The 24,283-nt window shown below is 72.9% G+C and carries 22 protein-coding genes and 2 pseudogenes; 6 read left to right on the top strand and 18 right to left on the bottom strand.

The genetic code is table 11. From position 1 onward, the window contains the following. Window positions 1-12: 12 nt before the first annotated feature. The 5 genes from ACA511_RS36250 to ACA511_RS36230 form a co-directional block, all read right to left on the bottom strand. On the bottom strand, window positions 13-960 hold the full coding sequence (locus ACA511_RS36250) for a catechol 2,3-dioxygenase (RefSeq protein ID WP_375029240.1): 948 nt from the start codon (window positions 958-960) through the stop codon (window positions 13-15). Continuing rightward, window positions 957-2,000 (bottom strand): 4-oxalomesaconate tautomerase, encoded by a 1,044-nt coding sequence (locus ACA511_RS36245; protein WP_375029239.1) that lies wholly within the window; start codon window positions 1,998-2,000, stop codon window positions 957-959. The genes ACA511_RS36250 and ACA511_RS36245 overlap by 4 nt, the downstream gene beginning before the upstream one ends. After that, on the bottom strand, window positions 1,997-2,713 hold the full coding sequence (locus tag ACA511_RS36240) for a 4-carboxy-4-hydroxy-2-oxoadipate aldolase/oxaloacetate decarboxylase (RefSeq protein WP_375029238.1): 717 nt from the start codon (window positions 2,711-2,713) through the stop codon (window positions 1,997-1,999). Before ACA511_RS36240 ends, ACA511_RS36245 begins: the two co-directional genes overlap by 4 nt. Continuing rightward, window positions 2,710-3,450, bottom strand: a complete 741-nt coding sequence (locus ACA511_RS36235) for a PIG-L deacetylase family protein (RefSeq protein ID WP_375029237.1) — start codon at window positions 3,448-3,450, stop codon at window positions 2,710-2,712. Before ACA511_RS36235 ends, ACA511_RS36240 begins: the two co-directional genes overlap by 4 nt. 307 nt (window positions 3,451-3,757) lie before the next feature. Continuing rightward, the gene (locus ACA511_RS36230) at window positions 3,758-4,978 is read right to left on the bottom strand and encodes a YncE family protein (RefSeq protein ID WP_375029236.1); all 1,221 of its coding nucleotides are present in this window, start codon (window positions 4,976-4,978) and stop codon (window positions 3,758-3,760) included. A gap of 140 nt (window positions 4,979-5,118) precedes the next feature. Here ACA511_RS36230 and ACA511_RS36225 point away from each other — a divergent pair, with 140 nt between their 5' ends. Then, window positions 5,119-5,781 carry a TetR/AcrR family transcriptional regulator gene (locus ACA511_RS36225; protein WP_375029235.1) on the top strand — a complete coding sequence of 221 codons (663 nt, stop codon included), beginning with the start codon at window positions 5,119-5,121 and terminating at the stop codon, window positions 5,779-5,781. A 75-nt stretch (window positions 5,782-5,856) separates the two neighbouring features. Here the strand turns inward: ACA511_RS36225 and ACA511_RS36220 are convergent, their stop codons facing one another. From ACA511_RS36220 to ACA511_RS36190, 7 genes and pseudogenes are all read right to left on the bottom strand, one after another. Next, a complete protein-coding gene (locus tag ACA511_RS36220; RefSeq protein ID WP_375029234.1) occupies window positions 5,857-6,660 on the bottom strand; it encodes a VOC family protein in 804 nt (267 codons plus the stop codon). Window positions 6,661-6,764: 104 nt separating this feature from the next. Further along, window positions 6,765-7,322, bottom strand: coding sequence for a hypothetical protein (locus tag ACA511_RS36215; RefSeq protein WP_375029233.1), 558 nt, complete (start codon window positions 7,320-7,322; stop codon window positions 6,765-6,767). A 69-nt stretch (window positions 7,323-7,391) separates the two neighbouring features. Next, window positions 7,392-8,642, bottom strand: coding sequence for an alpha/beta hydrolase (locus tag ACA511_RS36210; protein WP_375029232.1), 1,251 nt, complete (start codon window positions 8,640-8,642; stop codon window positions 7,392-7,394). A 168-nt stretch (window positions 8,643-8,810) separates the two neighbouring features. After that, entirely contained in the window at window positions 8,811-10,379 is a 1,569-nt protein-coding gene (locus ACA511_RS36205; protein WP_375029231.1) for an FAD-binding oxidoreductase, read from the bottom strand. A 73-nt stretch (window positions 10,380-10,452) separates the two neighbouring features. Further along, window positions 10,453-10,596, bottom strand: a pseudogene (locus ACA511_RS36200) (DUF2399 domain-containing protein); the annotation flags it as partial. 217 nt (window positions 10,597-10,813) lie between these two features. Continuing rightward, window positions 10,814-11,290, bottom strand: a pseudogene (locus ACA511_RS36195) (TIGR02679 domain-containing protein); the annotation flags it as partial. A gap of 92 nt (window positions 11,291-11,382) precedes the next feature. Next, window positions 11,383-12,321, bottom strand: a complete 939-nt coding sequence (locus ACA511_RS36190) for a helix-turn-helix domain-containing protein (RefSeq protein ID WP_375029230.1) — start codon at window positions 12,319-12,321, stop codon at window positions 11,383-11,385. Between the two features lie 124 nt (window positions 12,322-12,445). On the opposite strand from ACA511_RS36190, the gene ACA511_RS36185 reads away from it, so the two are divergent. Beyond that, window positions 12,446-14,728 carry a PA domain-containing protein gene (locus ACA511_RS36185; protein ID WP_375029229.1) on the top strand — a complete coding sequence of 761 codons (2,283 nt, stop codon included), beginning with the start codon at window positions 12,446-12,448 and terminating at the stop codon, window positions 14,726-14,728. A 91-nt stretch (window positions 14,729-14,819) separates the two neighbouring features. Here the strand turns inward: ACA511_RS36185 and ACA511_RS36180 are convergent, their stop codons facing one another. The 4 genes from ACA511_RS36180 to ACA511_RS36165 all read right to left on the bottom strand — a co-directional run bounded on the left by ACA511_RS36180 (window position 14,820) and on the right by ACA511_RS36165 (window position 18,947). Next, window positions 14,820-15,302, bottom strand: coding sequence for a hypothetical protein (locus ACA511_RS36180; protein WP_375029228.1), 483 nt, complete (start codon window positions 15,300-15,302; stop codon window positions 14,820-14,822). A 402-nt stretch (window positions 15,303-15,704) separates the two neighbouring features. Then, window positions 15,705-17,312 (bottom strand): serine/threonine-protein kinase, encoded by a 1,608-nt coding sequence (locus tag ACA511_RS36175; RefSeq protein ID WP_375029227.1) that lies wholly within the window; start codon window positions 17,310-17,312, stop codon window positions 15,705-15,707. 94 nt (window positions 17,313-17,406) lie between these two features. Continuing rightward, on the bottom strand, window positions 17,407-18,375 hold the full coding sequence (locus tag ACA511_RS36170) for a TIGR03557 family F420-dependent LLM class oxidoreductase (RefSeq protein ID WP_375029226.1): 969 nt from the start codon (window positions 18,373-18,375) through the stop codon (window positions 17,407-17,409). 35 nt (window positions 18,376-18,410) lie between these two features. Then, window positions 18,411-18,947, bottom strand: a complete 537-nt coding sequence (locus ACA511_RS36165) for a bacterioferritin (RefSeq protein WP_375029225.1) — start codon at window positions 18,945-18,947, stop codon at window positions 18,411-18,413. A 251-nt stretch (window positions 18,948-19,198) separates the two neighbouring features. Here ACA511_RS36165 and ACA511_RS36160 point away from each other — a divergent pair, with 251 nt between their 5' ends. The 4 genes from ACA511_RS36160 to ACA511_RS36145 all read left to right on the top strand — a co-directional run bounded on the left by ACA511_RS36160 (window position 19,199) and on the right by ACA511_RS36145 (window position 22,407). Next, window positions 19,199-19,486 (top strand): hypothetical protein, encoded by a 288-nt coding sequence (locus tag ACA511_RS36160; protein ID WP_375029224.1) that lies wholly within the window; start codon window positions 19,199-19,201, stop codon window positions 19,484-19,486. Between the two features lie 118 nt (window positions 19,487-19,604). Continuing rightward, the gene (locus ACA511_RS36155) at window positions 19,605-19,835 is read left to right on the top strand and encodes a hypothetical protein (protein ID WP_375029223.1); all 231 of its coding nucleotides are present in this window, start codon (window positions 19,605-19,607) and stop codon (window positions 19,833-19,835) included. After that, window positions 19,835-21,181, top strand: coding sequence for a hypothetical protein (locus tag ACA511_RS36150; protein WP_375029222.1), 1,347 nt, complete (start codon window positions 19,835-19,837; stop codon window positions 21,179-21,181). Before ACA511_RS36155 ends, ACA511_RS36150 begins: the two co-directional genes overlap by 1 nt. A 293-nt stretch (window positions 21,182-21,474) precedes the next feature. After that, window positions 21,475-22,407, top strand: a complete 933-nt coding sequence (locus ACA511_RS36145; RefSeq protein ID WP_375029221.1) for an alpha/beta hydrolase — start codon at window positions 21,475-21,477, stop codon at window positions 22,405-22,407. Here ACA511_RS36145 and ACA511_RS36140 read toward each other — a convergent pair. Both ACA511_RS36140 and ACA511_RS36135 read right to left on the bottom strand, forming a co-directional pair. Next, the gene (locus ACA511_RS36140; RefSeq protein WP_375029220.1) at window positions 22,382-23,599 is read right to left on the bottom strand and encodes a PP2C family protein-serine/threonine phosphatase; all 1,218 of its coding nucleotides are present in this window, start codon (window positions 23,597-23,599) and stop codon (window positions 22,382-22,384) included. The genes ACA511_RS36145 and ACA511_RS36140 overlap by 26 nt on opposite strands. A gap of 50 nt (window positions 23,600-23,649) precedes the next feature. Continuing rightward, window positions 23,650-24,138, bottom strand: a complete 489-nt coding sequence (locus ACA511_RS36135) for an MSMEG_6728 family protein (RefSeq protein WP_375029219.1) — start codon at window positions 24,136-24,138, stop codon at window positions 23,650-23,652. Window positions 24,139-24,283: the final 145 nt, after the last annotated feature.

Raw genomic sequence — 24,283 nt, 5'->3', positions numbered from 1 at the left:
GGCGCGCCCGGGTCAGCCGACCGGCGGGGTGCCGTGGGTGTGGAACGACTCGATCGTCTTCAGGCCCCACGCCTGGCCCTTCGCGCGCTCCGCCTCCGTCCAGGTGATCGTCTTCCAGTCCGGCGCCAGGATGAGGCGGGCGACCGGGTTGCACAGCTCGATCCGGTTGCCGCCCGGCTCGTAGACGTAGAGGAAGAACGTCTGCTGGATGGCGTGCTTGTGCGGCCCGGTCTCGATGAACACGCCGTTGTCGAGGAAGATGTCCGCGGCGCGGAGGATGTCCTCGCGGGTGTCGGTGGCGAACGCGATGTGGTGCAGGCGGCCGCGCGTGCCCGTCCAGTCCCGCGTGTAGACGAGGTCGTAGGACTTGTTGGTGAAGGTCAGCCACCGCGCGCCGATCCCGCCGTCGTCCAGCCGGATCTGCTCGGTGGCGTGCGCGCCCAGCACGTCCCGGACGAAGTCGGTGCTCGGCTCGACGTCCGCGGCGAGGAAGTTGACGTGGTCGAGGCGGCGGACGCACACGCCCAGCGCCGGGTACGCCTGCGCCTGGTTCTTCAGCGCCGGCGCGAGCTCCGGCGGCGCCTCGAACCACTCCGACTCCCAGTAGACCTCCAGCTCGTGGCCGTCGGGGTCGCGGAACACGTAGGTCGGGCCGATGCCGGGGTCGCCGTCCCGCCAGCCGACGCCGAGCCCCGCGTCCTCGATCGCCCGGACGCGCCGGTCCAGCGCCTCCTGCGAGGACGCGCGCAGCCCCGTCCGCCGGATGCCGGACGTGCCGTGCGCGGTCAGCTTGAGGGTGTGGTGCTCGTAGTCGTCCCACGTGCGCAGGTACACCGAGTCGCCCTCGGTCCCGACCTCGGTGAGGCCCATGACGCGGGTGAAGAACCACAGGCTCTTCTCGGGTTCGGGCGTCAGCAGCTCGACGTGGCCGACGTGCGCGATCTCGTGCTTGATGGTCATGGCCAGCTCCGGGGGAAGACGGTTCCGTCGAAGAGTTTGCGCGCCGTCCGGACGATGCTGGACCGCCGGACGGCCGTGCCGTCGAGCTCCACCACCACGTCCAGGCGGCCGGTCGGATGCTCGACGCTCATCGGCGCGCCCGGCGGCGGGAACTCGGCGAGGTCGTGGCCCACGGCGCCGTCGATGAGCAGCGCGGTGGCGACGCTGACCGCGCCGAGGACGCCGATCGAGGTGTGCATGCGCAGCGGGATGAACGTGCGGGTGCAGATCATGCCGCCGTCGCGGGGCGGCGCGACGAGGGTCGTCTTCGGCACCGAGGCGGCCGAGACGTCGCCGAGACCCATCAGCCCGCCGGCCCGCAGCCGCAGCGACTGGACGCGGTCCCGCAGGTGGGACAGGTCGGTCTCGTACCCGGTGGCGCCGAGGTCGGACGCGGCGGCGACCACGACCGGCATCCCGTTGTCGACGCAGGTGACCTCGACGCCGTCGATCACGTCGCGGACGCGGCCGGTCGGCAGCAGCGCCCCGCAGGTGGAGCCCTCCGTCCCGGCGAAGTCGAGGTCGATCCGCGCCGCCGTGCCGGGCACGCCCGAGACGGCGGTCCCGCCGTCGTAGTCGACCGCGCCGCCGGGCGTCGGGAACGCGGCGGTCGCCACGCTGCCCGTGTTCAGCATCCGGATGCGGACGACGGTCCGGTCGCCGCCCGCCGGCACGAGCCCGCGCTCGACGGCGAACGGGCCGACGCCGGCGAGCAGGTTCCCGCAGTTCTGCCGGTCGGAGACGGTCGGCTCCTCCACGCCGAGCTGCAGGAACAGGTAGTCGACGTCGGCGGCCGCGTCGGCGGACGGCGCCACGATCGCGGCCTTGCTGGTCAGCGGGTGCGCGCCGCCGATCCCGTCGATCTGCCGCGGGTCGGGGGAGCCCATGGCCCGCAGCAGCAGGCCGTCGCGCTCGGCCGGGTCGGACGGCAGGTCCGCGGCCAGGAAGTACGCGCCCTTGGACGTCCCGCCCCGCATCAGCATGCAGCGGACACCGGTCACCGTTCGGCGCTCCCCGTCCGCTCGGCGTACCGGGCGTGGTCGACGTACTCGATGCCCATCCCGGCGAGCCGGTCGCGGAGGCCGTACCGGTCGAGGCCGAGTTCGCCCTTCTGGAACGCGGCGCGGGTCGCGGCCTCCTTCTCCTCGCGGGCCCGCGCGGCCCGCACCGCCTCGGCGGCCGACTCGCGCTCGACGCGGACGACGCCGTCGTCGTCGGCGACGATCACGTCGCCGGGCCGGATGAGCCGCCCGCCGATCGTCACCGGCACGTTCACCGAGCCGGGCGTGGCCTTCACCGTGCCCTGCGCGCTGACGGCGGCCGACCACACCGGGAAGCCCATCGCGTGCAACCCGGCGACGTCCCGCACGCCCGCGTCGATGACGAGCCCGCGCACGCCGCGGTACTGGAGCGCGGTCGCGAACAGCTCGCCGAACATGCCGTCGGTGGACGGCGACGTGGTGGCGACCACCAGCACGTCCCCCGGCCGGCACTGCTCGACCGCGACGTGGATCATCAGGTTGTCGCCCGGCCACGACAGGACGGTCACCGCCGTCCCGGCGATGGAGGACCCGAGGTGCACCGGCCGGATGGACGGGCCGAGGTACCCGGTGCGCCCCATGGCCTCGTGGACGGTGGCGACGCCGAAGCCGGCGAGCGCGTCGACCGCGGCGGCGTCCGCGCGCGGCGGGTCGGTGACGACGACCGTCCTCATGCCAGCTCCGCCGTGGTCTGCGGGTACAGCCGGACGAACGCCTCGGCGCGGGTGTCGTGCGGCAGCCCGAGGTTCGGGCCCGCGTTGCGCTTCAGCTGCACGCCCCGGCGCTTGGCCAGGTCGGTGTAGTAGTCCCACATGTGCACCTGGGCGGGCAGGCATTCCATCGCGGCGCGCTTCTTCTCGAACACCGGGGTGATGTCGAGGAGCACGTCCGGCTTGAAGTCGCACTGCTCGGGCTGGTGCGGCTCGAAGAAGAACACCGGCGGCGCTCCCAGCGGTTCACCGGGCGCGTCGTAGCCGATGGCCTGCGCGAGCACGCGCGCCTGCAGCGCCATCCGCGCCGCGGCCGGGTGGTCGCCGTTGTAGGGGTCGCTGAGGGTGTGCGTCAGGACGACGGCCGGCTCGACGTCCCGGTAGATCCGGACGAGCCGGTCGACCAGCTCCTGCGTCTCGGCGAGGGGGTAGTCGCCGGCGTCCAGGAACTCGATCTCGGCGCCGAGCGCGGCGGCGGCCGCCTCGGCCTCGTCCCGCCGCAGCTTCTTGATCTCGTCCAGCCCCTTGCCCTCGCGCCAGGCGCGGGCGGACTCGCCGCGCTCGCCGTAGCTCAGGCACACCACCTTCGCGCGGTCGCCGCGCGCCGCGGCCAGCGCGATCGCGCCCGCGGCGCGCCAGACGAAGTCGCCGGCGTGGGCGCTGACGACGAGCAGGGGGTTGGGGGAGGGAGAATTACTCATGGTCCCGTACTCTCCGCCTTGTAACCCAAATTGTCAACAATTCTGCGGACAACAGCACGGCGGGTCGGGGCCGACGGCGTACGCGAGGCTCTCCCGGACGGATCGGACGGATCGGACGGGTACACGCCGAGCAGCACGGCCAGCGGCGCGAAGTACGGCTGCGGAGTCCTCCGGTCGGCACCGCATCGCCGTTCCCCGGGGCGGGCGCCCGAACCAAGGGGCCACCGCGGGGCGCGCCGGATATGGGTGGCGGCGCCCCCGCGGTGGCCGGTCTCGGGCGGCCGGCCGTGAGCGGCCGGGCGCGGGGTCAGCCCTTGGCCGGGTCCAGGGACGCGACGGCCTCGGGGGTGAGCTTGGCGGCGCGCTCCCGCTGCGGGAAGCGGCCGACGTCGATGCGCGCGACCTCCCTGGCGGTCCGGTAGTCGATCACCGAGACCTGGTCGTCCTCGGCGAGCGAGACGAAGCAGTCGCGGCCGTTCGGGCTCGTCTGCGTCCAGTACGGGAGGGCGCCGGCCGCGTAGGCGACGGTCCCGTCGGTGGTCAGGCCGGGCCGGGACACGATGGAGACGTAGTCGTCGATCGTCCCCGCCACGCACAGCTTGGACTCGTCGGCGTTCATCGCCATGCCGTGGTGCGCGGAGTTCTGCGGGTAGTCGTCCGGCTTCATCGCCGCGGCCCTGTCGCTGAACGGCATCTGCACCGTCCGGACGGTCTTCCCGGCCGCCAGGTCGTACTCGACGAACCCGTTGAGGTAGGAGAGCTGCGCGTACATCGTCCGGTTGTCGCGGGTGAACGCCGCCGGGCGGATCCCGTACTCGAAGGAGTAGGTGCGCAGCGGCTTGAACGTCCGCGCGTCCACCGCCGTGACGGCCCTCGACCCCTTCAGCCCGTTCAGCAGCTTGGGCAGCGACGTGATGCCGATGCTGGAGTTGTAGAGGATCGTCCCGTCGGGCGAGTAGTCGTTGGCGTGCGGATAGGTTCCGGTGGCGAAGCTCGTCCGCAGTTCCCCGGTCGCGGTGTCGATGACCTCGGCCTTGCTCGCGGTGGTGGCCGAGACGATGAACTGCCGCCCGTCCGCCGACAGCGCCGCGTGGTCGGCCTTGAAGCCCTCGGTCTTGCGCCGCCACAGCATCGTCCCGGTGGCGATGTCGAACGCGACGGCGTCCGACAGCGCGCCCCGCGAGACGTAGATCGTCCTGCCGTCCGGGGAGACGGCCATGTCGTCGACGAGCTTGCGGTAGCCCTGCGCGGCGTTGACGGCCTCGTAGCCGATGCGCTCGACCGGGTTCATCGCGTCCAGGCGCTCTTGCAGGTCCGGGACGACGTCGAGGGAGCCGAGGTTCCGGTAGGCGGCGGTGTCGATGAAGCTGACGGTGCCGCCCTGCCCGTTGCCGACGGCCATCACGTCCCGCAGCGCCGCCGCCTCGGCGGGGCCGGCCGCCCGCGCGGGCGGCGCGGTCGCGGCCGTCGCCGCGAGGACGGCGCAGCCGAGCAGCGCGGTCCGTCTTCGGAGACTTCGGGAAGGCATCGCGTCCTCCAGTGGGGGGTAGGTCTCCGGTTTGAAAACGACCCTGTTCGAACTTTGGTTACTGGACAGTAATCGAGGGTGATGTGCGACACAAGGCCCGGATGCGGGAAAATGTCGCCCGAGTACGTGGGAGGAGCCAGGTGACGGGCAGGCGCGCGAGTCCTACCGGCAGGTACGGAGGCAGATCCGCAGCCGAGCGGCGCGCCGAGCGCCGCCGCAGATTCCTGGACGCCGGGCTGGAGACGTTCGGCCGCGGCCCCGGCTACCGGGCCACCACGGTCGCCGCGCTCAGCGAGGCCGCCGGCCTCTCCACCCGCCAGTTCTACGAGGAGTTCCGCACCCTGGAGGACCTCCTCGCCGAACTCCACCTCGAGGTCAACGACGGCGCCGAACACGAGGTCGTCGCCACCCTGCCGTCCGTCGACGGCCTCGACCTCGCCGAACGCACCGCGCGCCTCTTCCACGCCTACGCCGCCAGCATCACCGCCGACCCGGCCCGCATCCGGATCGCCTTCGTCGAGATCATCGGGGTCAGCCCCCGGATGGACCGGCAGCGCCTCACCCGCCGCGCCCGCTGGGTCGACTTCCTCTGCGCCGAGGCGGCCGCCGCCGCCGACCGCGGCGAGATCGCCGACCGCGACTACCGGATCGCCGCGACCGCCTTCATCGGCAGCATCAACGGCCTCCTGCACGACTGGAGCGCCGGCTGGGTGGACGCCACCCTCGACGAGGTCATCGACGAACTCGTCCTGATGCTCCTCGGCCGGCTGCACGCCCCCGACCGGCGGCCCCCTATCCCCTGACAGCGCTACGTGGGTCGGCCGACAGCCTCGGCCCACCCGCACCCGGCGACGCACTGGCACGGCTGTAGCAGCAGGTCAGGGGCGGGTGTGGGCGGCGCCGTCGGGCAGCGCGGGGGCGATGAGGGCCAGGCGGGCGCCGGTCGGGTCGGTGACGATGCAGAAGCGGCCCGGCTCGATGTCGCTCGGCGGAATGTGGATCCGGCCGCCGAGTTCGACGGCCCGGGCGGCGGAGTCGTCGCAGTCGGCGACCCAGAAGTAGGGGATCCAGTGGGGCGGGTAGCCGGGCGGCCAGTGCTCGTCCATCGACACCATGCCCGCCACGGACCAGTCGCCGACCTTCCAGTTGGTGTAGACGGAGGCGTAGTAGTCGCGGTCGACGGCCTTCCAGCCGAAGACGGCGCCGTAGAAGTCGCGGGCCGCGTGGATGTCGCGGCAGGCCAGCTCCACCCAGCACATCGCGGACGGCTCGTCCACGACGCCCGCGCCCTGCAGGTGGTAGGGGTACCAGAGGGCGAAGTCGGCGCCCTCCGGGTCGGAGCACAGCGCCATCTGCCCGAGGTCGGCGACGGCGGTCGGCTCGACCAGGACCAGGCCGCCCGCGGCGCGCACGGCGTCGGCCGAGGCCGGGACGTCGTCGGTGCGGAAGTAGCACGTCCACGAGGAGGGCAGGGAGTCGTCCGCGAGGGTCTGCATGCCGGCGGTCTCCGGCCCCCCGGCGTCGCCGAGGGCGAAGATCTCGTACTCGCCGATGTCGGTGGTCAGCGTGTAGGAGGTCCAGCCGAACAGGTCGCAGTAGTACCGCTTCGACCGCTCCGGGTCGGGGCTCGCCAGTTCCACCCAGGTGGGGAAGCCGGGGGTGTACGAGGTCACCTCGGGCATCGCCGCTCCCCGGCAGGCCGGTTCCGGACAGCTCGCATGCCACCACGGTAGGAAGGCGTGCGCAATCTGCGCTGTCCGGAATCCCCAAGATCGCTCAAATGGTCTCAGGTGCTGACGACCGCCTGGAGGAGCCCCCACACGAAGTGGGCGACGTACGTGCCGCCGTCCGGCGCGGTGATGGTCGCGTGCCAGCGGCTCGGCGCGTCGCCGTCCTGGTGGGCGACCGCACCGAACCGCGCGTCGACGTCGCCCACCGTGCACGACCACGGGACGAGGTCGTCGACGCTCTTCAGCTCCGGCACCGGGACGCCGTCGTCGCGGACGAGCCACTCCTGCACGACCGAGCCGTCCGGCGCCATCATGATCTCGAAGCGGAGGCCGGGCCACAGCGGCAGCGGCGGCCACCACGCGGTCGCGCAGGCGACGTCGCCGATCCGCCGCTCAGCGGCGCCGGCGGGCGGGCCGAGGACGGCCTCGTAGCGGCGGCTCCCGCGCGGGAACGTCCGGGACCGCAGGACGCGCTGCCAGCGCGCGTTCGCCTCCCGCATCTCGGTCCGGGACGCGCCGAGCGCGCGCACGGCGTCCTCGACGAGGCCCGGCTGGTAGTCGGCCATGCGGCGGAGCAGCACGAGCTGGAACTCGCGCCGCGCGAATCCCTTCATCCCCGGGCACGCTACCCGGTTCCACAGGGGAGCCGTGCTCACGGCTCGTGTTCCGGCGATCCCGGCCGGTCAGGACTTGCGGGCGCCGATGGCGGCCGCGATCTTCGGCCAGCTCTTGGCCAGCTCGACCTTCCAGTACTTCCAGTTGTGCATGCCGGGGCCGTAGAGGTTCGCGGTGATCGGCACGCCCGCCTGCTTCGCCGCCGCCACGAAGTTCTCGTTCATGGTCCCGGCGAGCTGCTCGCCGATGCGTCCCGCGTGGGTCGGCGGGGTGCTCGCGGGGTCGTAGGGGCCGGGCTGGCCGTTGCCGCACGAGACGTAGACGCCGACGCCCTTCAGCTTGGACACGTTGACGGTCGCGTCGTGCGCCCGCCAGTTCGCCCGCGCGGTGAGCGGGTCGCCCCAGATGGCGGTGCCCGCGTCGCGGTTCATGGACGTCAGGATGACCGGCATGCCCGGCGCGGTGATGTTGAGGGCGCCGCTGTAGGACGCGGCGTACTTGAACTTGCCGGGGTGCCGCTCGGCGTAGGTGATGGCGCCCTGACCGCCCGACGACAGGCCGATCGCCGCGCGCACGCCGCCGGCGTGGAAGTTGCGCTCCATCAGCGGGATGACCTCGTTGATGTGGAAGGTCTCCCACTCGGGGATGCCGCCCTTGCCGCCGTTCCACCAGTTGGTGTACGAGCCGTTCCAGCCGCCCTCGGGCATCACGACCATCGCGTTGTACGGGCCGACGACCTGCTCGATGTTGGAGTCCTTCGTCCAGGACGTGTACTTGTTGCTGCCGCCGTGGTAGGCGTACACGACCGGCCACGTCTTGGTGGTGTTGGACTTCCAGCCCTTGGGGATCATCACGCGGGTCTTCACCGCCGCGCCGAGCGCGGGCGAGGCGATCGTGACGTCGAACTGCCGCGAGTTGACCTTCTTCACCCCGGTGATGGTCGCGCCGTCCGGGGCCTTGGCGTACTTGCCGGACCCGGTGCCCGCCGGCAGGTGCGGCTGCGAGCCGTGGCTTCCGCGGTTGGTGTCGGGGTCGCCGGTGCCCGGCGAGCCGCCGCCCGTCTTGAACGGGTTGCTGTTCAGCGGGACGCTCGGCAGTTTCGGCGCCGCCTTCGGGGATGCGCTCGCGGGCGCCCCGGGCGCGGACGGCTGCGTCGCCGGCCCGAAGGAGGGGATCGTCTGGGAGTTGCCCGACGCCTCCGACCTGCCGGTCGGGACGCCGATGCCGGCCTGTGCCAGGCCGACCATGACGGTGGGCAGCAGCACGGCGGCCGCCGCGGTGCCCGCGATGGCGATCTTCCTGTCGGTACGCTTCTTCATGTACTCCCCAGCCGCTCGGGCCTTCGGCCCGCCGCTCTGCTCGTCCGAAGAAACTACTGTCCCGGACGTCACACCCGCAAGTATTGGCAAAAAATGCAATAAAGGTGAGACAAGCTGCGCCGCCGTCCGCGGAACGCGCCGGACACGGCCCCTCTTACGTGACCCTCGTCACTCGCCCGCCGCTCCCCCGTTCCCTCCCGTTCCCGGCCGGATCGACTGCGCGTGCCGGAACACGTTGCGGGGATCCCAGTGCCGCTTGACCTCCTGGAGTTTCGCATAGGCGTCCTTGTAGTACAGCGTTTCCCACGACTGGCCCGACTCGTTCCATCGCCGATCACCGAGATCGGCGTCCGGATACCCGATGTAGCAGCCGTCCGTGGTCTCGCCGTCCGCCACGGGCACGCCGCCGGTCTCGGCGAACGTCGCCTTGTAGGCGTCGCGTATCCACGCGATGTGGGCGTCCTCGCAGGCGTCCTGTTCCGTCCAATAGACCTGGTACTGCACTTTCAGAATGGAATCGCGCTGCCTTACCGCGGTCTGGCGCAGCGGCCTGTTGATGGCGCCGCCGTACGAATCGACCTGAATGAGCGCCTGCCCGTTCACGTAGCCGGTGTACTGCTCCTTGCCGAGGAACGCCCACATGGCGTCGATCTGCCGGCCGGTGAACGGCCTGCGCAGATAGGCGGACTTGTACTTGCCGCAGCGGTTCCCGCCGCCCGCGTCCAGCACCTGCGTCGCCGTCAGCCACGGCATCACCCGCGGGACGTCCAGGTGGAGGAAGTGCTCCCCCATCACCGAGCGCATCGCCGTCGCCCGCGGCCCGGTCCGCCCGCCGACGGCCGCGAGGAAGTCGGCCATCGCCGTCGGCCCGTCCGGGTCGTCCGCGTCCACCTGCGCCAGCATCCCGATCTGCCCGTTGCTCACATGGTTGAGCTTGAGCATCGCGAACAGCTTCCCGGCCGCCGCCGACGGATTCTGGTGGTCGCGGAAGTACTCCCCGAACGCCGTCACCAGGGCGGCGAACCCGTCCTTGGTGAAGTCCTCCCAGTCCCATGCCAGGGCCGTCAGCAGCACCTGCCTCGGCGGCTGCGGAAGGCCCCGGAACCAGAACCGGGTGACCAGCCCGAAGTTCCCCCCGCCTCCCCCGGTGTGCGCCCACCACAGCTCGTACGACTTCGGGTCCCGGTCGTCTCGGGTGGCCACGACCAGCCTGACGTTCTTGTCCTCGTCCACCACCGCCACCTCCACCGCGTAGAGGTAGTCGACGGTGAGCCCGTGCTGCCGCGACAGCAACCCGAACCCGCCCGCCGGGACGTGCCCGCCCAGACCCACCGAAAAGCACGACCCGCCCGGCAGCACCTTCCCGCTGACCGGATACAGATGGCGGTAGACGTGCCAATTCGTCGCCCCGGCCTCGACGCAGTACGCCTTCAAGGAACTGTCGTACGACACCCCGCACATCGGGCTCACGTCGAGGATCGCCCGCACGTCGTCCCCGCACACGAAGTCCTCATAGCAGTGCCCGCCGGCCCGCACCGCGATCCGCGCGCGCGCCGGGTCCTCCGGCGTCTCGGCCACCGCCTCGGCGAGCGCGGCCCGCGCCTCCTCGGGCGTCCGCGCCAGCCGCACGTACTCCGGCGCGGCGATCCACCGCTGGTTGAACCCCCGGCTGAGCGCCGGATACCGCCTGTCACCGGACCGGACGACCGTGGCCGGCAGTGCCGGCAGCTCGCTCATGACCCCAACGCCCCCGCGCAGCTCGGAGAAAGGACGCGAGTGACCCTTCCCAGGCACCTCGGTATGCAGTCGTTCAGATACGCATGGTTATCGCCGCGGAGAGGTCGTCGAGCAGCACTTCGGCGACCTGCTCCTCCAGCACGGCCGCACCTCGCTCCCTCATGTGCCGGCCCAGGTCCGGGTCCCATGGGGCCTCGCCGACCCGGCCGGGATCCGGGAGGGCGCCCTGCTCCGCTCCGTCCGCGGCGGCGAGGTAGTCGCCGGACGGCCAGCGCGAGGACGGTCGGGTTCTCGGTCACCCACACGTCCGCCGCGTCCGGGCGGAGGCCGGGTGAGCCGCGCAACTGCTCCAGGGTCACCACTGCGGCCTGGCCCGCGTCCGCCCACATCCGGAGCGTCCGGGCGAGGACGCCGTCGCCGGCCGGCCTCAGCCCCGCGACGAGGACGGTCGTGGACAGCGTGTCGCACTCCACCCCCGAACGCTCCCACAGCGCCCTGCGCTCGGACGCGTCCGCGGGCGGCTCGGTCCCGTGCCGGATCGCCTGGGCGCGCAGGACGAGCCTGGACAGGCGTCCGCCGTCGTCCAGCGCGTGCGAGTCGCCGAGCAGGCCGGTCGCGAGGGATTGCAGGGGCCCGCCGTCCGAGGGCAGGGCGGCGAGCACTTTCAACGCCCGCTCCAGAAGGGCGCGGGTCGACGGCACGGATCCCGTGACGAGCCGGTCGACGGCCTCCGCGCGGGCGGCGAACACCAGCTCGTCGCATTCGCGCTCGTCCTCCACGGCCAGTGCGAGCGCCTCGGCGTCGAGCGCGGCGAGCTGGACGCAGCCGCGCGCCCAGCCGTCGAGCGCCTCCGCCAGCCGGTCCCGTTCGCGCTCGTGCCGCAGGCGGGCCCCGTCGCGCGCCAGCGCCATCTCCGCCAGTCCTCCCCGACCACTTCACGGCAGCGGGTCGAGCCTGCGCAACCACTTGGCGAAATTCTCCGGCGTCCGCGTCTGAACCGCGGTCAGGGGTTCAGGTGGCGGGCGGCCAGGGCGCCGGCCTGGAAGCGGGTGCGGGCGCCGAGGCGGTCGCACAGGTCGCGGACGCGGCGCTGGACGGTGCGGGTGCTGATGGACAGGCGGCGGGCGATGGCCTCGTCGGTGAGGCCCGCGGCGAGGAGGGTGAGGACGGCGTCGTCGGGGGCGTCCGCGCCGGGGAGCGGGAGGCCGGTGCGCCACAGGGCCTCGAAGAGGGAGACGAGCGCGTCCAGCAGGGCCGACGGGTGGACGACGAGGGAGCTGTCGACCGAGCTCGCGTGCGCGGAGGACAGCGGGAGCATCGCGGTGCGGCGGTCGGCGATGGCGAGCTTGAGGGGGACGGCGCCGAGGCGCGCCTCCTCGCCGGACGCGGCGGCGCGGCGGATCTCGCCGAGGGCGTGCGGCTCGGCGACGGCCTCGGGGCCGTAGATGCCGCGCACCCGGATGCCGCGGCGCATCGTGCGCTCCTGCTCGTCGCCGGAGACCGCGGCGTCGGTGGCGAACGGCGGCTGGACGAGGACGAGCAGCTCCTCCCGGGCGCCGCGCAGCAGTTGCAGGTAGCGGCGGGCCACGGCGGTGCGCCCGCTGACGACCTCGACGAGCTCCTCGGGGTGCGGGGCGGCCTCGGCCAGCAGCGGGCCGATGGCGGCGCGGCTGCGGGCGATCTCCTCCTGGCGGCTCGCGACGAGGGCCTCCACCGCGACGTGGGGCGGGGTGGCGAGGAGGCGCAGCGGGCGGCCGGCCAGCCGCGTCACGAGGCCGAGGTCCTCCAGGCGCGGCAGGAGGCGGCGCAGGGCGGCGGCCGACGTGCCGTGGCGCGCGGCGAGGCCGGCGAGGGTGGACGGCCCCTCCCGCAGCAGCGCGCGGTACGCCGACTCCTCGGCGGCGGTGACGCCGAGGCCCTCCAGCAGCGGCGATTCGGACACGTCCTAAATGTAGGGCTTCCCTGGCCGTTTGGCGGGTTCCCGCCATGGCGGAAGCCGCCACCGCCGCCCCTGGCCCGGCGGCGCCCGACCGCCCGACAATCAAGATCCACTTCATGGGGAGGGGATGGCCATGTGGCTGAAGACCGCGGCGGCCCTGGCGCTCGGCGCCCTCGGGCTCGCGGCTCCGGCGGCGGCGGAGACCGGGCCGCCGGCCGCCTTGCGCGCCGCCGCCGGAGCCTACGACGTCACGCTGCCCACCGGCGACACGGTGCGGGTCGCGGGCGGCACCGCGACGACGGCGCCCGCGCCGGGACGCGCCCCCGCGTTCTCGGTCAGGCGCAGCGGAGGCGACCTCTACGTCATTCCGGACGACAGGCTCGCCGACGACCCGGAGCGGTACAACGTGACGGCGCTGCACGAGCGCCGGAGCCCGGCCCGGACGCGGCCGGCGCAGGCCGGGGACCTGGTCACCGTCCGGGTGCGGAGCATCGCGCGGGACGGGCGGCCGGGCCCGGGCACGGTCGGCTTCGTGAACGCCGAGGACGCGTCCGCCGGCGGCGCGCACCGGCCGCTGCCCGGCGCCGCCGGCCGGCCGTGCACCGACGAGGGCTGGAACGACTCGGACTGCGTGCGGCTGCGGCCGGGGACGTACTCCGTCATGGGGCTCGTCAAGACGATGCCGTCGTGGGCGCCGGCCACCGGTCCCGGGAAGCCGCTCAACTACAGCCTCGTCGGCGACCCGGAGATGGAGATCACCGGGGACACCGAGATCGTCCTCGACGCGCGGAAGGCGGTGGAGGTCACGGTCCGGACGCCCGAGCACGCGACCGCGCCGGACCCGGGCGCGATCAGCCACCTGATGTGGACCCGCGGCCCCGCGAAGGGCCCGGCCGTCGACGAGGGCGTCTACCTGAACGACGGCGCCACGCTGGAGCAGCGGGTCTTCCTGCAGCCGACCCGGAAGGTCCGCACCGGCGCGTTCGAGGTCTACACGCGGTGGCGGCTGGAGGCGCCGGCCGTCACGATGCGGACCCGGGGCCGCCCGCTGCACCCGTCGTACTATCCCGCCGCCTATTTCAGCGACACCTCCGACCGGTTCCCGCGCCTGGACGGGACCGCCGCCATGCGGGTCGCGGACGGCGACGACCCGCGCGCCGACCTGCGCGGGCGGCTCGCCGTCGTCGAGCGCGCGGACGGCGTGTCCGTCGCCGAGCAGTCCAACGGGGCGGCGGAGGCGGGCGCGCGCATGGTCGCCGTCTACAACGACGAGCCCGGGGTGAACGACGACCCCGGCGGCTACGGGACCGGGTTGCGGGTCCCGACCGTCCGCCTCTCCCGGGAGGAGGGACGGGCCCTGCTGGGCAGGCGGAACGCCGTGGTGACGGCGAAGGGCGTCACGGACAGCCCCTACCGGTACGACCTGGTGCTCCCGGAGACGGGCCGGATTCCGCGCGACCTCGACCACGTCGTCCGCACCCGGGATCTGGCGCGCGTCGACACCGCTTACCACGGCGACGGAGCCATGACCTTCGCCCGCTACGGCAAGCGCCCCTGGGAGGAGTTCTCGATCGCCTACTCCCGCCCGGTCACCGGCACGCCGCGGACGCGCACGGAGTACCTCTCCGCCGACCCGGAGACGCAGTGGTCCGCGATGGCGGTCACGCCGGAGCAGCCGTACAACAACGCCTTCCCGCGCCCGGAGACGCCGCACCTCGTGCTCGGCGAGACGAAGTGGTCCGCGTACGAGCCGGGAGACCGGGACGCGCACTCCTGGGGCAGGGGCCCGCTCGCCGGCGGCGTCAACGCGCTGTCCCCGATCGCCCGTGCCGGCGACCGGATCCGCCTCCAGGTCGGGATGGTGGACGCCGCGCGCAACTTCTCCGACGCCTATTCCAGTTCATTTCCGAACGGATTCACCACCGACTTCCGCGTGTACCGGAACGGCGAACTCATCACCCGGACGCCGAACCGCGCGAACGGCACGCTGACCACGATTCCGGAGGACGCCGAATACCGCGTCGAATACGACTTCGCCAACAACGCGCCTTGGGCCAGATCGTCCACGCGGACCACCACGTCCTGGACGTTCCGTTCCGCGCACACCGCGGACGTGACCGTTCTCCCACTTCTCCAAGTCACCTATGACGCCGATCTGGATCTGCATAACAGAACACGTTCCAGAACGCTGGGCCTGGCGGTCGCCCACCAGGACGGCTCCGCCGCGAGGCTGCGGCGCCTGTCGCTCCAGACGTCGTTCGACGACGGCGCGACCTGGACGGACGTCCCGCTGCGGGACGGCGCCGCGCGGCTGCGCGGCGAGGGGGCGGTCTCCCTCCGGGTCAGCGCCGAGGACGCCCGGGGCGGCGCGGTCGTCCAGGAGGTCGTCCGCGCCTTCGAGCTGCGCTGACGCCCGGACGCCGCGCCCCCCGGCGCGGGAACGCCGGGGGGCGCGGTGCGGGGTGCGGCCGGTGACGTCGGGCCGGCCGCACCCCGCTGCGTCAGGCTGCGGCGAAGTCGTACTTGGCCGTCACCGTCGCGGAGCCGGGGCAGAGGAGGCCGCTGGTCTTGTTCACGGTCTGGTTGGCGAACGTGGCGGTGACCGGGAGGTCGGAGCCGGTGAACGAACCGGACAGGTTGCCGCCGTAGGTGCAGCCGATCGCGCTCATCGCGAATCCGCTGAGGGTCGCGGTGCCGCCGGCGAGCTTGCCGCTCCACGGCAGGTTCTGGGGCGTGACCGTGACACCGCAGCCGCCGACGGAGGCCGCGGTGATGGTGAGCGTGCCGTCGGAGGCGATCGTGCCGGACAGGGTGGAGCTGGTGCAGGTGGCGGAGACACCCGCGTTGATGGTCATGTTCCCGTTGAGGGTGGCCGTGAAGGGGCCGGCCGTCCAGGCCAGCGCGGGGGTGGCGGTCATGGCGACGGCGACGGCGGCCGCTGCCGTGATCGAGGCGATCGCGGCCGGCTTCTTGATGCGGGACAAGGGAGTCCTCATTTCGAACGGTGGGCGTCGCGCCTGCACCCGGGGGAACGGGGGTGGGAGGTCCGCCGTCTCGCGCGCCCGTACCGCCCTGGCCAAGGGGCGGCGGAGGCGCCGAAGCGGGGACCTGGAGCCGGGAGCCGGAAGCCGTCTCGCATCATCGCGCGGGCACCCGATCGACTCCAAGTAGAACGCGTTCTATCAAGAAGATAAGTAAAGTTCGCGGACCGGTCAACGATCGGCCGGATATCTTCTGTTCTCCTTTTTCTTAGGGTGTCCGCAAAGCGGCGTTCCGCGCGTCCGATAGAACTCTCCGCCCGGATAACGCCGAACGCCGCCGATTCGGACGCCGAATCCCTCGTCTTCGGATGGACGAAACCGCCCGGTCGCGTACGCGGGCCCGGTTCAGCACACCTTGAAGGTTCGGGAGACCTCCTGCCGGGTGGGGCTGAGCAGCACCATCCGGTAGGTGTGGGTCCCGGGGTCCTCCGCGCCGGAGCCGCCGCTGGCGAAGGACGGGTCCGCCGTCCAGGAGATCGGGTGGCCGCGGCCGAGGCGGCCGTCGAAGTAGATGCTGAACTTGATCGACGTCGGGTTCTTGCTGCCGGTGATCCGGTACCGGGTCTCGACGGCCGTGCCGGCCGGCTCGCAGGCCGCCCCCGTGCCGACCCTGAAGTAGTCGATGCGGGCGGTGGGGCCGCCTCCGCCGCCGGAGCCGCCGTCCGACCCGCCCCCGCCGCCGTCGTCCCCGCCGCCCGTGCCGGTCCCGGGGGCGGAGCCGGGCTCGGCGGGAGCGGACGGACCGCCGGACCGGCCGGCGCCCGGCCTGGTCGCGGAGCCGGACGGGGACGGCGCGCCCGACCGCCCGGCCTTCGGCGACGCGCCCGAGGTCTCCGCGCCGCCGGGCGAGATCTGCTCCCGGGGTGCGGTTCCGGTCCGCCCGGTCCGGCCGCCGCCGCCCGCGGCGCTGGACTCGTCCGGCCAGAACGCCCAGACGCCCGCGCCCACGAGGAGGGCGAGCGCCGCCGCGCCGGCGCCGGCCCCGAGCAGCACCACGGGGCGCCGCCGATTGCCGGCCTTCCGGCGGTTCCGGTCGCGCACGGTGGGCGGCGCGGCGGGAGCCGACCCGGGGGTCGGCATCGGCGCGGGCATCGGCGCCGGCGCGGGGCGCGGCGGATCGACCGCCGTCTCCTCGACGGCCGGGCCCATGGCCTCGGCCTGGGCGCCCAGCAGGCGCATCAGGACGTCCCGCATCGCCGGGCGCCGGGCCGGGTCCTTGGCCAGGCAGGCGGCCACCGCGGCGCGCAGCGGCTCCGGCAGGCCGCCGAGTTCCGGCTCGCCCTGCAGGACCCGGTTCATGATCGCCGGGAAGGCGTCCGCGCCGAACGGCGGCCGCCCGGTGGCGGCGTAGGCGATGACGGAGCCCCAGGCGAACACGTCCGCGGGCGGACCGGCCGGGTCCCCGGCGAACTGCTCGGGCGCCATGTACGCGGGCGTCCCGATGATGCTGCTCGTCATGGTGAGCGGCGACTCGACGCTCCGCGCGATGCCGAAGTCGATGACGCGCGGGCCGTCCGGGCCGAGCAGCACGTTGGACGGCTTGAAGTCGCGGTGCACGACGCCGGCCTCGTGGATCGCGGCGAGCGCGGTCGCGGTGGCGACGGCGAGGCGGCGCAGCGCCGCCCCCTCGCGCGGGCCCGCCTGCTGCAGCGACGGGCCCTCCACGTACTCGGTGACGATGTAGGGGCGCCGGTCGTCCAGCGACGCGTCGAGGACCTGGGCGATGCAGAACGGGTCGACGCGGCGGGCCGCGTCGACCTCCTTGGTGAACCGCTCCCGGACCCGCGCGTCGGCGGCGATCTCGGCGCGGAGCACCTTCACCGCGACGGGTCCCCCGCCGGCGCCGTGCCCGAGGTAGACGACTCCCTGGCCGCCCATGCCCAGCCGTCCCGACAGTCGGTAGGGGCCGACGGCGACCGGGTCGTCCGGGGCCAGGGGCTCGATCTCGGGCATCGACCATGACTCCTGGGGCGGGGGGTGGGACGAAACCGCCACCTTATTGGATCAAAACCCCCGCGCCCGGCGATTCACGATCATGGACGGCGCGTCATCCGAAGCGTTCGCGGAGGATGGGGAGGAGGTCGGCCTCGGCCCAGGTGCGGAAGTCCTTCTGGTGCTCCGGGCCGGACTGGCAGAAGGAGATGTGCGTGAAGCCCGCGTCGGCCCACTGCTGGACGGCCCGGACGTAGTCGCCGACGTCGTCGCCGCAGGGGACGGACTCGGCGACGTCCTCCGGGCGGACGGTCTTCGCCGCCGCCTCGAAGTTGACCGGCCCGGGAAGCTCGGCCATCACCTTCCAGGCGGGCGCGGAGAACTTCCAGATGCGGTGCGCCCGCCGCACGCACTCCTCCCGGTCGTGGCCGAAGGCGACCGGGATCTGCCCGTAGACGGGCTTGCCCGCGCCGCCCTCGCCGTGGAAGAGGTCGACGACGCCGGGGACGGGCTGGTCGGAGATCAGCAGGTCGGCGTGCCGCGCGGCCAGCCGCCCGGCCTGCGCGCCGAACGCGGCCATCCCGATGCGGACGGGCCGGTCGGGGACGTCGTAGAGCTTCGCCGAGTCCACCCGGTAGTGCCTGCCCCGGTAGTTGACGCAGTCGCCGCCGAACAGCGCCCGGATGATCTCCACGGCCTCGGCGAACATCTCGTGCCGGACGTCCACCGGGGGCCAGTCCCGCCCGACGACGTGCTCGTTCAGGTTCTCGCCCGAACCGAGGCCGAGCGTGAACCGCCCCTCCGACAGGACGCCCATGGTCGCGGCCTTCTGCGCCACCACGGCCGGGTGGTAGCGCATGGTCGGGCAGGTGACGAACGTCATCAGCGGGATGCGGTGGGTGGCCTGGGCCAGGGCGCCGAGCACCGACCACGCGTAGGCCGAGTGGCCCTGCTCCTCCAGCCACGGGAAGTAGTGGTCGGAGATGCTGGCGTAGTCGAACCCGGCCTCCTCGGCCTCCACGCAGTCGGCGATGAGCTGCCTCGGCGGCGTCTGCTCGCAGAGCAGTGCGTATCCGAATTCCATGCCGGCTCGCATACCCGCCCCGACCCGGTGAATCCTCAGTTCCCCAGCAGGTCCATGAGGTCGTCGGCGTGCTCCTCCTCCTCGGCGAGGATGTGCTCCATGATCCGGCGCGTCGTGACGTCGCCCTCGCCGAGCCACCGGATGATCTCCTGGTAGGACTCGATCACGATCCGCTCGGCGACCAGGTTCTCCTGGAGCATGCCCTTCAGGTCGCCGTCGTCGAACGTCGTGTAGGTGGTGTGGGAGCGCGCGGCGAGCGTCGTCGGGTCGAAGTCGGGGTCGCCGCCGAGCTGGCTGATGCGCTCGGCGGCGCGCATCGCGTGGTCGCGCTCCTCCTCCGCGTGCTCGCTGAACTCCGCGGCGACCTGCGCCCGGTCGATCCCCGTCGCGCTGATCGCGTGCTGCGCGTAGCGCATCCAGCAGACGATCTCGGTGGCGAGGACGTCGTTCAGGACGCCGACGACCTCCTCGGCGCTCCGGCCGTAGCCGGCGGTCACCGGCCCGTCCGCCATCTTCTGCCGGGCGCGCTCCCGGATCGCCGCCACGTCGATGCTGAAGCTGTTGTCGGCCATGCGCCGTCCTCCTCTGATCATGTGCGGGCGTAGGGCCTCCTACCCGGCAGGCGGGCCTCATGCGCCCGGCGCGCGGGCCTCATGCGCCCCGGCACGCGAAACGACGCGCGGAAGCGGCTGGACACGGCATGTTTGGCCACGGACCGTCACACGTGCTATACGTAGAGCTACCTCGCTGCGACCTGCGGCGAGGAAGGGACATCCGGTATCCACCTTGAGATCCGGGCGTGACAAGGAAGAAAAGGAACCACATGAAGTCCTTCAGCTACACCGAGCTGGACAAGCTGGCCGGCGAGGTCCTGCCGGAGCGGGCCGTTCTGTCCACCCTTCTCGTCGGTGGCGGCGACGACGACAACCACAACTTCAACCTCAACGCCAACCACGGCGACAACGGCGGCGGCGACGGGCACACCGTCACCACCAGCTCGTGCTCCGCCAACTCCAACCAGCCGCAGATGGGCCTCCTCACCCTGTGGCAGACGTCGCCGGCGGCGAACTCGCAGATCTGCACGCCGTCCAGCGCCGCGCTCAACGGCTGACCTCAGGTCTGACGTTGCGGGCTCCGGCCCGTACTGGAAGGGCTGGCGTTCACGCGCCAGCCCTTCCCCCATTCCACCGATGCACATGCGCTCAACGGACTGATCCCGAAAGGGAGTCATGCACCCTCAGAAACTGTCGTACGCCGACCTGGACCAGCTCGCGGGCGAGGTCCTGCCGCGGCGGTTCGCACTGTCCTCCGGCGGCGGCGGCGACCAGACCGTCGTCGCCTACGCCTGCCAGGCGACGTACTCCTCGGGCACCACGGGCCTGCTCGGCAGCGGGCTGCTCGCCCAGCCGGCGCACTCCACGCTGACCTGCGTTCCGGCCACCGTGGTCGAAAAGCACTGATGGGCACCCCGGCGACCCCGGCCGTGACCGGCGGCGAACCGCCCGCGGCCCTCGTCCTGCCCGTCCTCGTCGACGGCGCCGAGCTGGTCGGCGAGTTCAAGAACTCCGGCTACCGGGAGCCGCCCCAGCTCGTCCGGCTGCCGGACGGGCAGCTCGTCCGGCTGCCGCCGCTGCTGTTCCTCGTCGCGAAGGCGCTGCACGAGCACCGCGGCCTCGCCGGCACGGACGTCACGCAGGCGCTCGACCGGGTGGCCGCGGCCGTCAGCGAGCAGGCCGGCGCCCAGCTCACCGGTGAGCAGGTCGTCTACCTCGCCGACCGCAAGCTCGCCCCGCTCGGCGTCACCACCTACAGCGACGGCACGCAGCCCGCGCCCGTCAAGGCCGACCCGTGGCTCTCGCTGCGATGGCGGGTCGCGGTCCTGCCCGAGTCGTTCACCTGGCTCGTCGGCGGGCTGTTCGGCTGGCTGTTCCGGCCCGTCTCGATCGCCGTCATGCTCGCCGCGTTCGTGGCGAGCGAGAGCTGGCTGCTCACGACCCGCTCGGTGGCCGACGCCATCTCCACGGCGATCATGACCCCGGTCAGCATCCTGCTGATCCTCGGCCTCGGCATCGCGTCGTGCGCGTTCCACGAGGTCGGGCACGCCACCGCCTGCCGGTACGGGGGCGTCCGGCCGGGGGTCATGGGCTGCGGGATCTACCTGGTGTGGCCCGCGTTCTACACCGACATCACCGAGTCGTACCGGCTCGGCCGGGGCGGCCGGCTGCGCGCCGACCTCGCCGGGGTGTACTTCAACGCCATCTTCGTGGTGGCGCTGACGCTGGCGTACCTGCAGACGGGGTTCGAGCCGCTGGTCGTGGCCGTCCTCTACGTGAACCTGGAGATGATCCAGCAGCTCCTGCCGACGCTCCGGTTCGACGGGTACTACATCATGTCCGACCTGATCGGCATCCCCGACCTGTTCAAGTACATCGGGCCGATCCTGCGCCGGACGCTGCTGCGCCGCCCCGCCGACGCGCGGCTGAACGACCTCAAGCGCTGGCCGCAGATCTTCGTCACGCTGTGGGTGCTGACCGTCGTGCCGGTGCTGGTGTTCCAGCTCGGCCTCATCCTCAGCCAGATCCCGGCGCTCGTCTCCAAGGACTGGCTGATGATGCGGCGGCTCGCGGCCGAGGCGGCGGACGGGGCGGGGGCGCTCCAGCTGGTCACCTCCGGGTTGCAGATCGTCATGCTCGTCCTGCCGCTGGCCGGGGTGGCGCTGATCCTCTACGGGGTCGGCCGCCGGCTGGTGCGGTGGGCCGTGCGCTACGTCCAGGGGCCCGCGCCGCGGCCGATGCCGGACACCTGAGCATGCCGGGACGAGCGCCGGACGCCCGCCGCGGGCCTCCGGCGCTCGCACGTCCGGCGCCCGCGCACCGGCGCGCGGAAATGCATTTTATACACTTTTTAATTTCCGCTTCGGAAGCCAGCCCGCCGGGAACCCACTCCGAGTAAGGAGAGCAGCGAGCCGCATCACGGCGCTCCCCTCTTCCACGGCCGGCGCCATCCCCGCCGGTGTTCCCGAAAGGCCCCGCATTGCTCCGCCGCAGCACCCCCGCCGCATGGCTGGGGGCCTTTGTCCTGCTCATCCCGGCACCGCTCGTGGATCGTTCCACCGCGCTGGCCGGGACGGGCGCGCGGGTCGTCGCCGAGACGTCCGCCGCGTCCCGCACCGTCGACCTGACCATCGACTCGCCGGCCATGGACGGCGAGCAAAAGGTCCGTCTTCTTCTGCCCAGCGGCTGGTCGAGGGACGCGCGCCGCACCTGGCCCACCCTGTGGCTGCTGCACGGCGGCGTCGACGACTACACCGCCTGGACGCGCGACACCGACGTCGCGCGGCTCACCGCCCGCAGCGGCGTCATCGTCGTCATGCCGAACGGCGGCCGCTGCGGCAATTACTCCGACTGGTGGAACTACGGGCGCGGCGGCTCCCCGCGATGGGAGACGTTCCACATGACCGAACTCCGGCGCATTCTCGAACGCGACTACCGCGCCGGAAAGGACCGCGTCGTCGCCGGCAATTCCATGGGCGGTCTCGGCGCCATGCTGTACGCGGCCCGGTTCCCCGGCGTGTTCAAGGCCGCCGCGGCTTTCAGCGGATACCTCGACACGCTCCACGGCCATCGGCCGGGCGACGACTCGACCGGCTGGGGGCCGTCCTTCGCCTGCCCCGGCACCGACTGGCGCCGCGTGTGGGGCGACCCCGACGACCAGGCCGCGATCTGGCACGCGCACAACCCGGCCGACCTCGCGGAGCGGCTGCGCGGCGTCCGGCTGTGGGTCGCGAGCGGCAACGGCAGGGCCGGGTCGCTCGGCGGGCTGCCGTTCACCGACCCGGTGGAGGCCGCCGCCGGCGACAACGCGCACGCGTTCGTGAACCGGCTCCGCGACGCCGGCGTCCCCGTGACCGCCCGGTTCTTCGACGGGCAGCACGACTGGCCGTACTGGCAGCGCGACCTGCACGAGGCGTACCCGATGCTGATGGACGCCCTCGGCGCGCGGGAGGTCAGGCCGGCATCAGCGAATCCATGACGGACGCCTTCCCGGTGGAGCCGTGCCACTCGACGAGGAGGACGGTGGCGTCGTCGTCAAGGCGTCCGGCGTGGTGCTCCAGGATGCTGTGGACGAGGCGCCGCAGCGTCTCGGGCGCGGACAGCCCGTCGGCGTTGCGCTTGATCAGGAAGTCGACGAAGCGGTCCAGGCCGAACTCCCGCTTGTCCGGGTCGCGGGCCTCCACGATGCCGTCGGTGTAGAGCACGATGCGGTCGCCGGGTTCGAGGTGCTCGGAGCACAGCCGGGGGGCGAAGCCGAGGCCGGTGCCGAGCGGGGTGCCCGGACGGCATTCGAGCGAGGTCACCCAGCGGCCCTTGCGGATGACGATCGGCGTGGGATGGCCGTAGGAGGCCCACGACAGGACCCCGGAGCGCAGGTCGAGCTCCGCGAGGACGGCCGTCACGAACCGTCCGCTCCTGTCCTGCTCGGCGAGCACGTCCTCGATCACCTGCCCGGTCTCGAGGAGGCCGGACCCCTGGAGCCGCCCGTTGCGGAAGGCGGCGACGGCCAGGCTGGCCGTCAGCCCGGCCCTGGTGTCGTGCCCCATGGCGTCGAAGACCCCGAAGTGGACGGTGTCGCCGGCCAGCGCGTAGTCGAAGGTGTCGCCGCCCAGCTTGTAGGCGGGCTCCAGCGCCGCGCTGATGACCACTTGGTCGTTGGCGAAGGTCAGCGGCGGCAGCAGCCGCCACTGCATCTCGGCCGACACCGTCATGCCCCGGGTCCGCACCAGCCGGGAGAACGAGTCGCTGTACGGCCCCTTGCTGACGACGATCAGCGCGACCAGCCCGGCCAGGTACTGGGCGTCCTCCCGGTGCCGCGCGTCGTCCCGCCGGATGGTGGCACGCAGGACGCCGATCCGCTCGGTGCCGTCGAGGATCGGCAGCCAGTACTGGCAGGTGCCGTCGTCGAACGCCTGCCCGACCACCGGCGCCATGGTCTGGTACGCGCGGCCCGCGATCGTCCCCTCGATCTTGAGTTCCCGGCTCTCCTCCCCCGGATCGCCGCCGGCGTCGGGGCCCTTGCCGGTCAGCAGCCGCAGCACCGTCTGCTGGAGGTCCACGACGTAGATCACCACGTCGTGGAGGCCCACGTCCGCCGCCTGCCGGGCGGCCGCGCCCGGCAGCTGCTCCATGGACATGAGGTGGCTCGCCGCCACCAGTTCTCTCAGCATCCGCTCGCCGTCCTACGGTCTCGGCCGGTTCCGGCTCTACCGCCGGAGCCCTACCCGCCCGCGCCACCCCCATGTGACCGGCGGTCCGAGGCGGGCCAGACGTACGGGAGATCGTCCGGTACCCCGGGGAACACCGGGCGGTAGAAGCCGGGGTCCTTGCGGACGAGCGCCGAGCGGTGGCTGAGGTGGAACGCCGGATCGCCCAGCCAGGGCGGCAGCTCCCCCGCCGCGGCCAGCCGGTCCTGCCGCCGCGGGCGGCGCGGCCCCTTCGTCGCGGCCAGGTCGGCGGCGAGCGTGCCGGCGCAGGTGTCGGCGTGGCCGAGGCCGCGCCAGCGGTCGCACATCTCCAGGCCGTACCGGACGAGCGCCTCCTCGTACCCCGTCCACATGAGCGCCGCCGGGTGGCGCCGCCACCCGTACCCCGGGACGGTGAGCGCCCGCAGCACCTGGATCGTCTCGACGCGCTGCTTGCCGAGCCGCCGCCGGTCCAGGACGCGGGCCGTCTCGGCGAAGTCCGCGTACGGCAGGAAGGTCTGCATGCCCGATGCCTACCCCGCGATCCGGCGCGGAGGCCGCCCGGTGAGATGGGACACACCGTCCGCCGGACGGCGGAACGCGTCGGAACGTTCGAAGGCACAGGTCACGGGCCGGGCTTATCGGGGGCCGACAAACCGCACCGGAAAG

This window comes from Actinomadura sp. GTD37 (genome assembly GCF_041951365.1).
Lineage (GTDB): Bacteria > Actinomycetota > Actinomycetes > Streptosporangiales > Streptosporangiaceae > Spirillospora.
The sequence above is the reverse complement of the archived record's forward strand: the minus strand, read 5'-3'. Positions and strand labels throughout refer to the sequence as shown.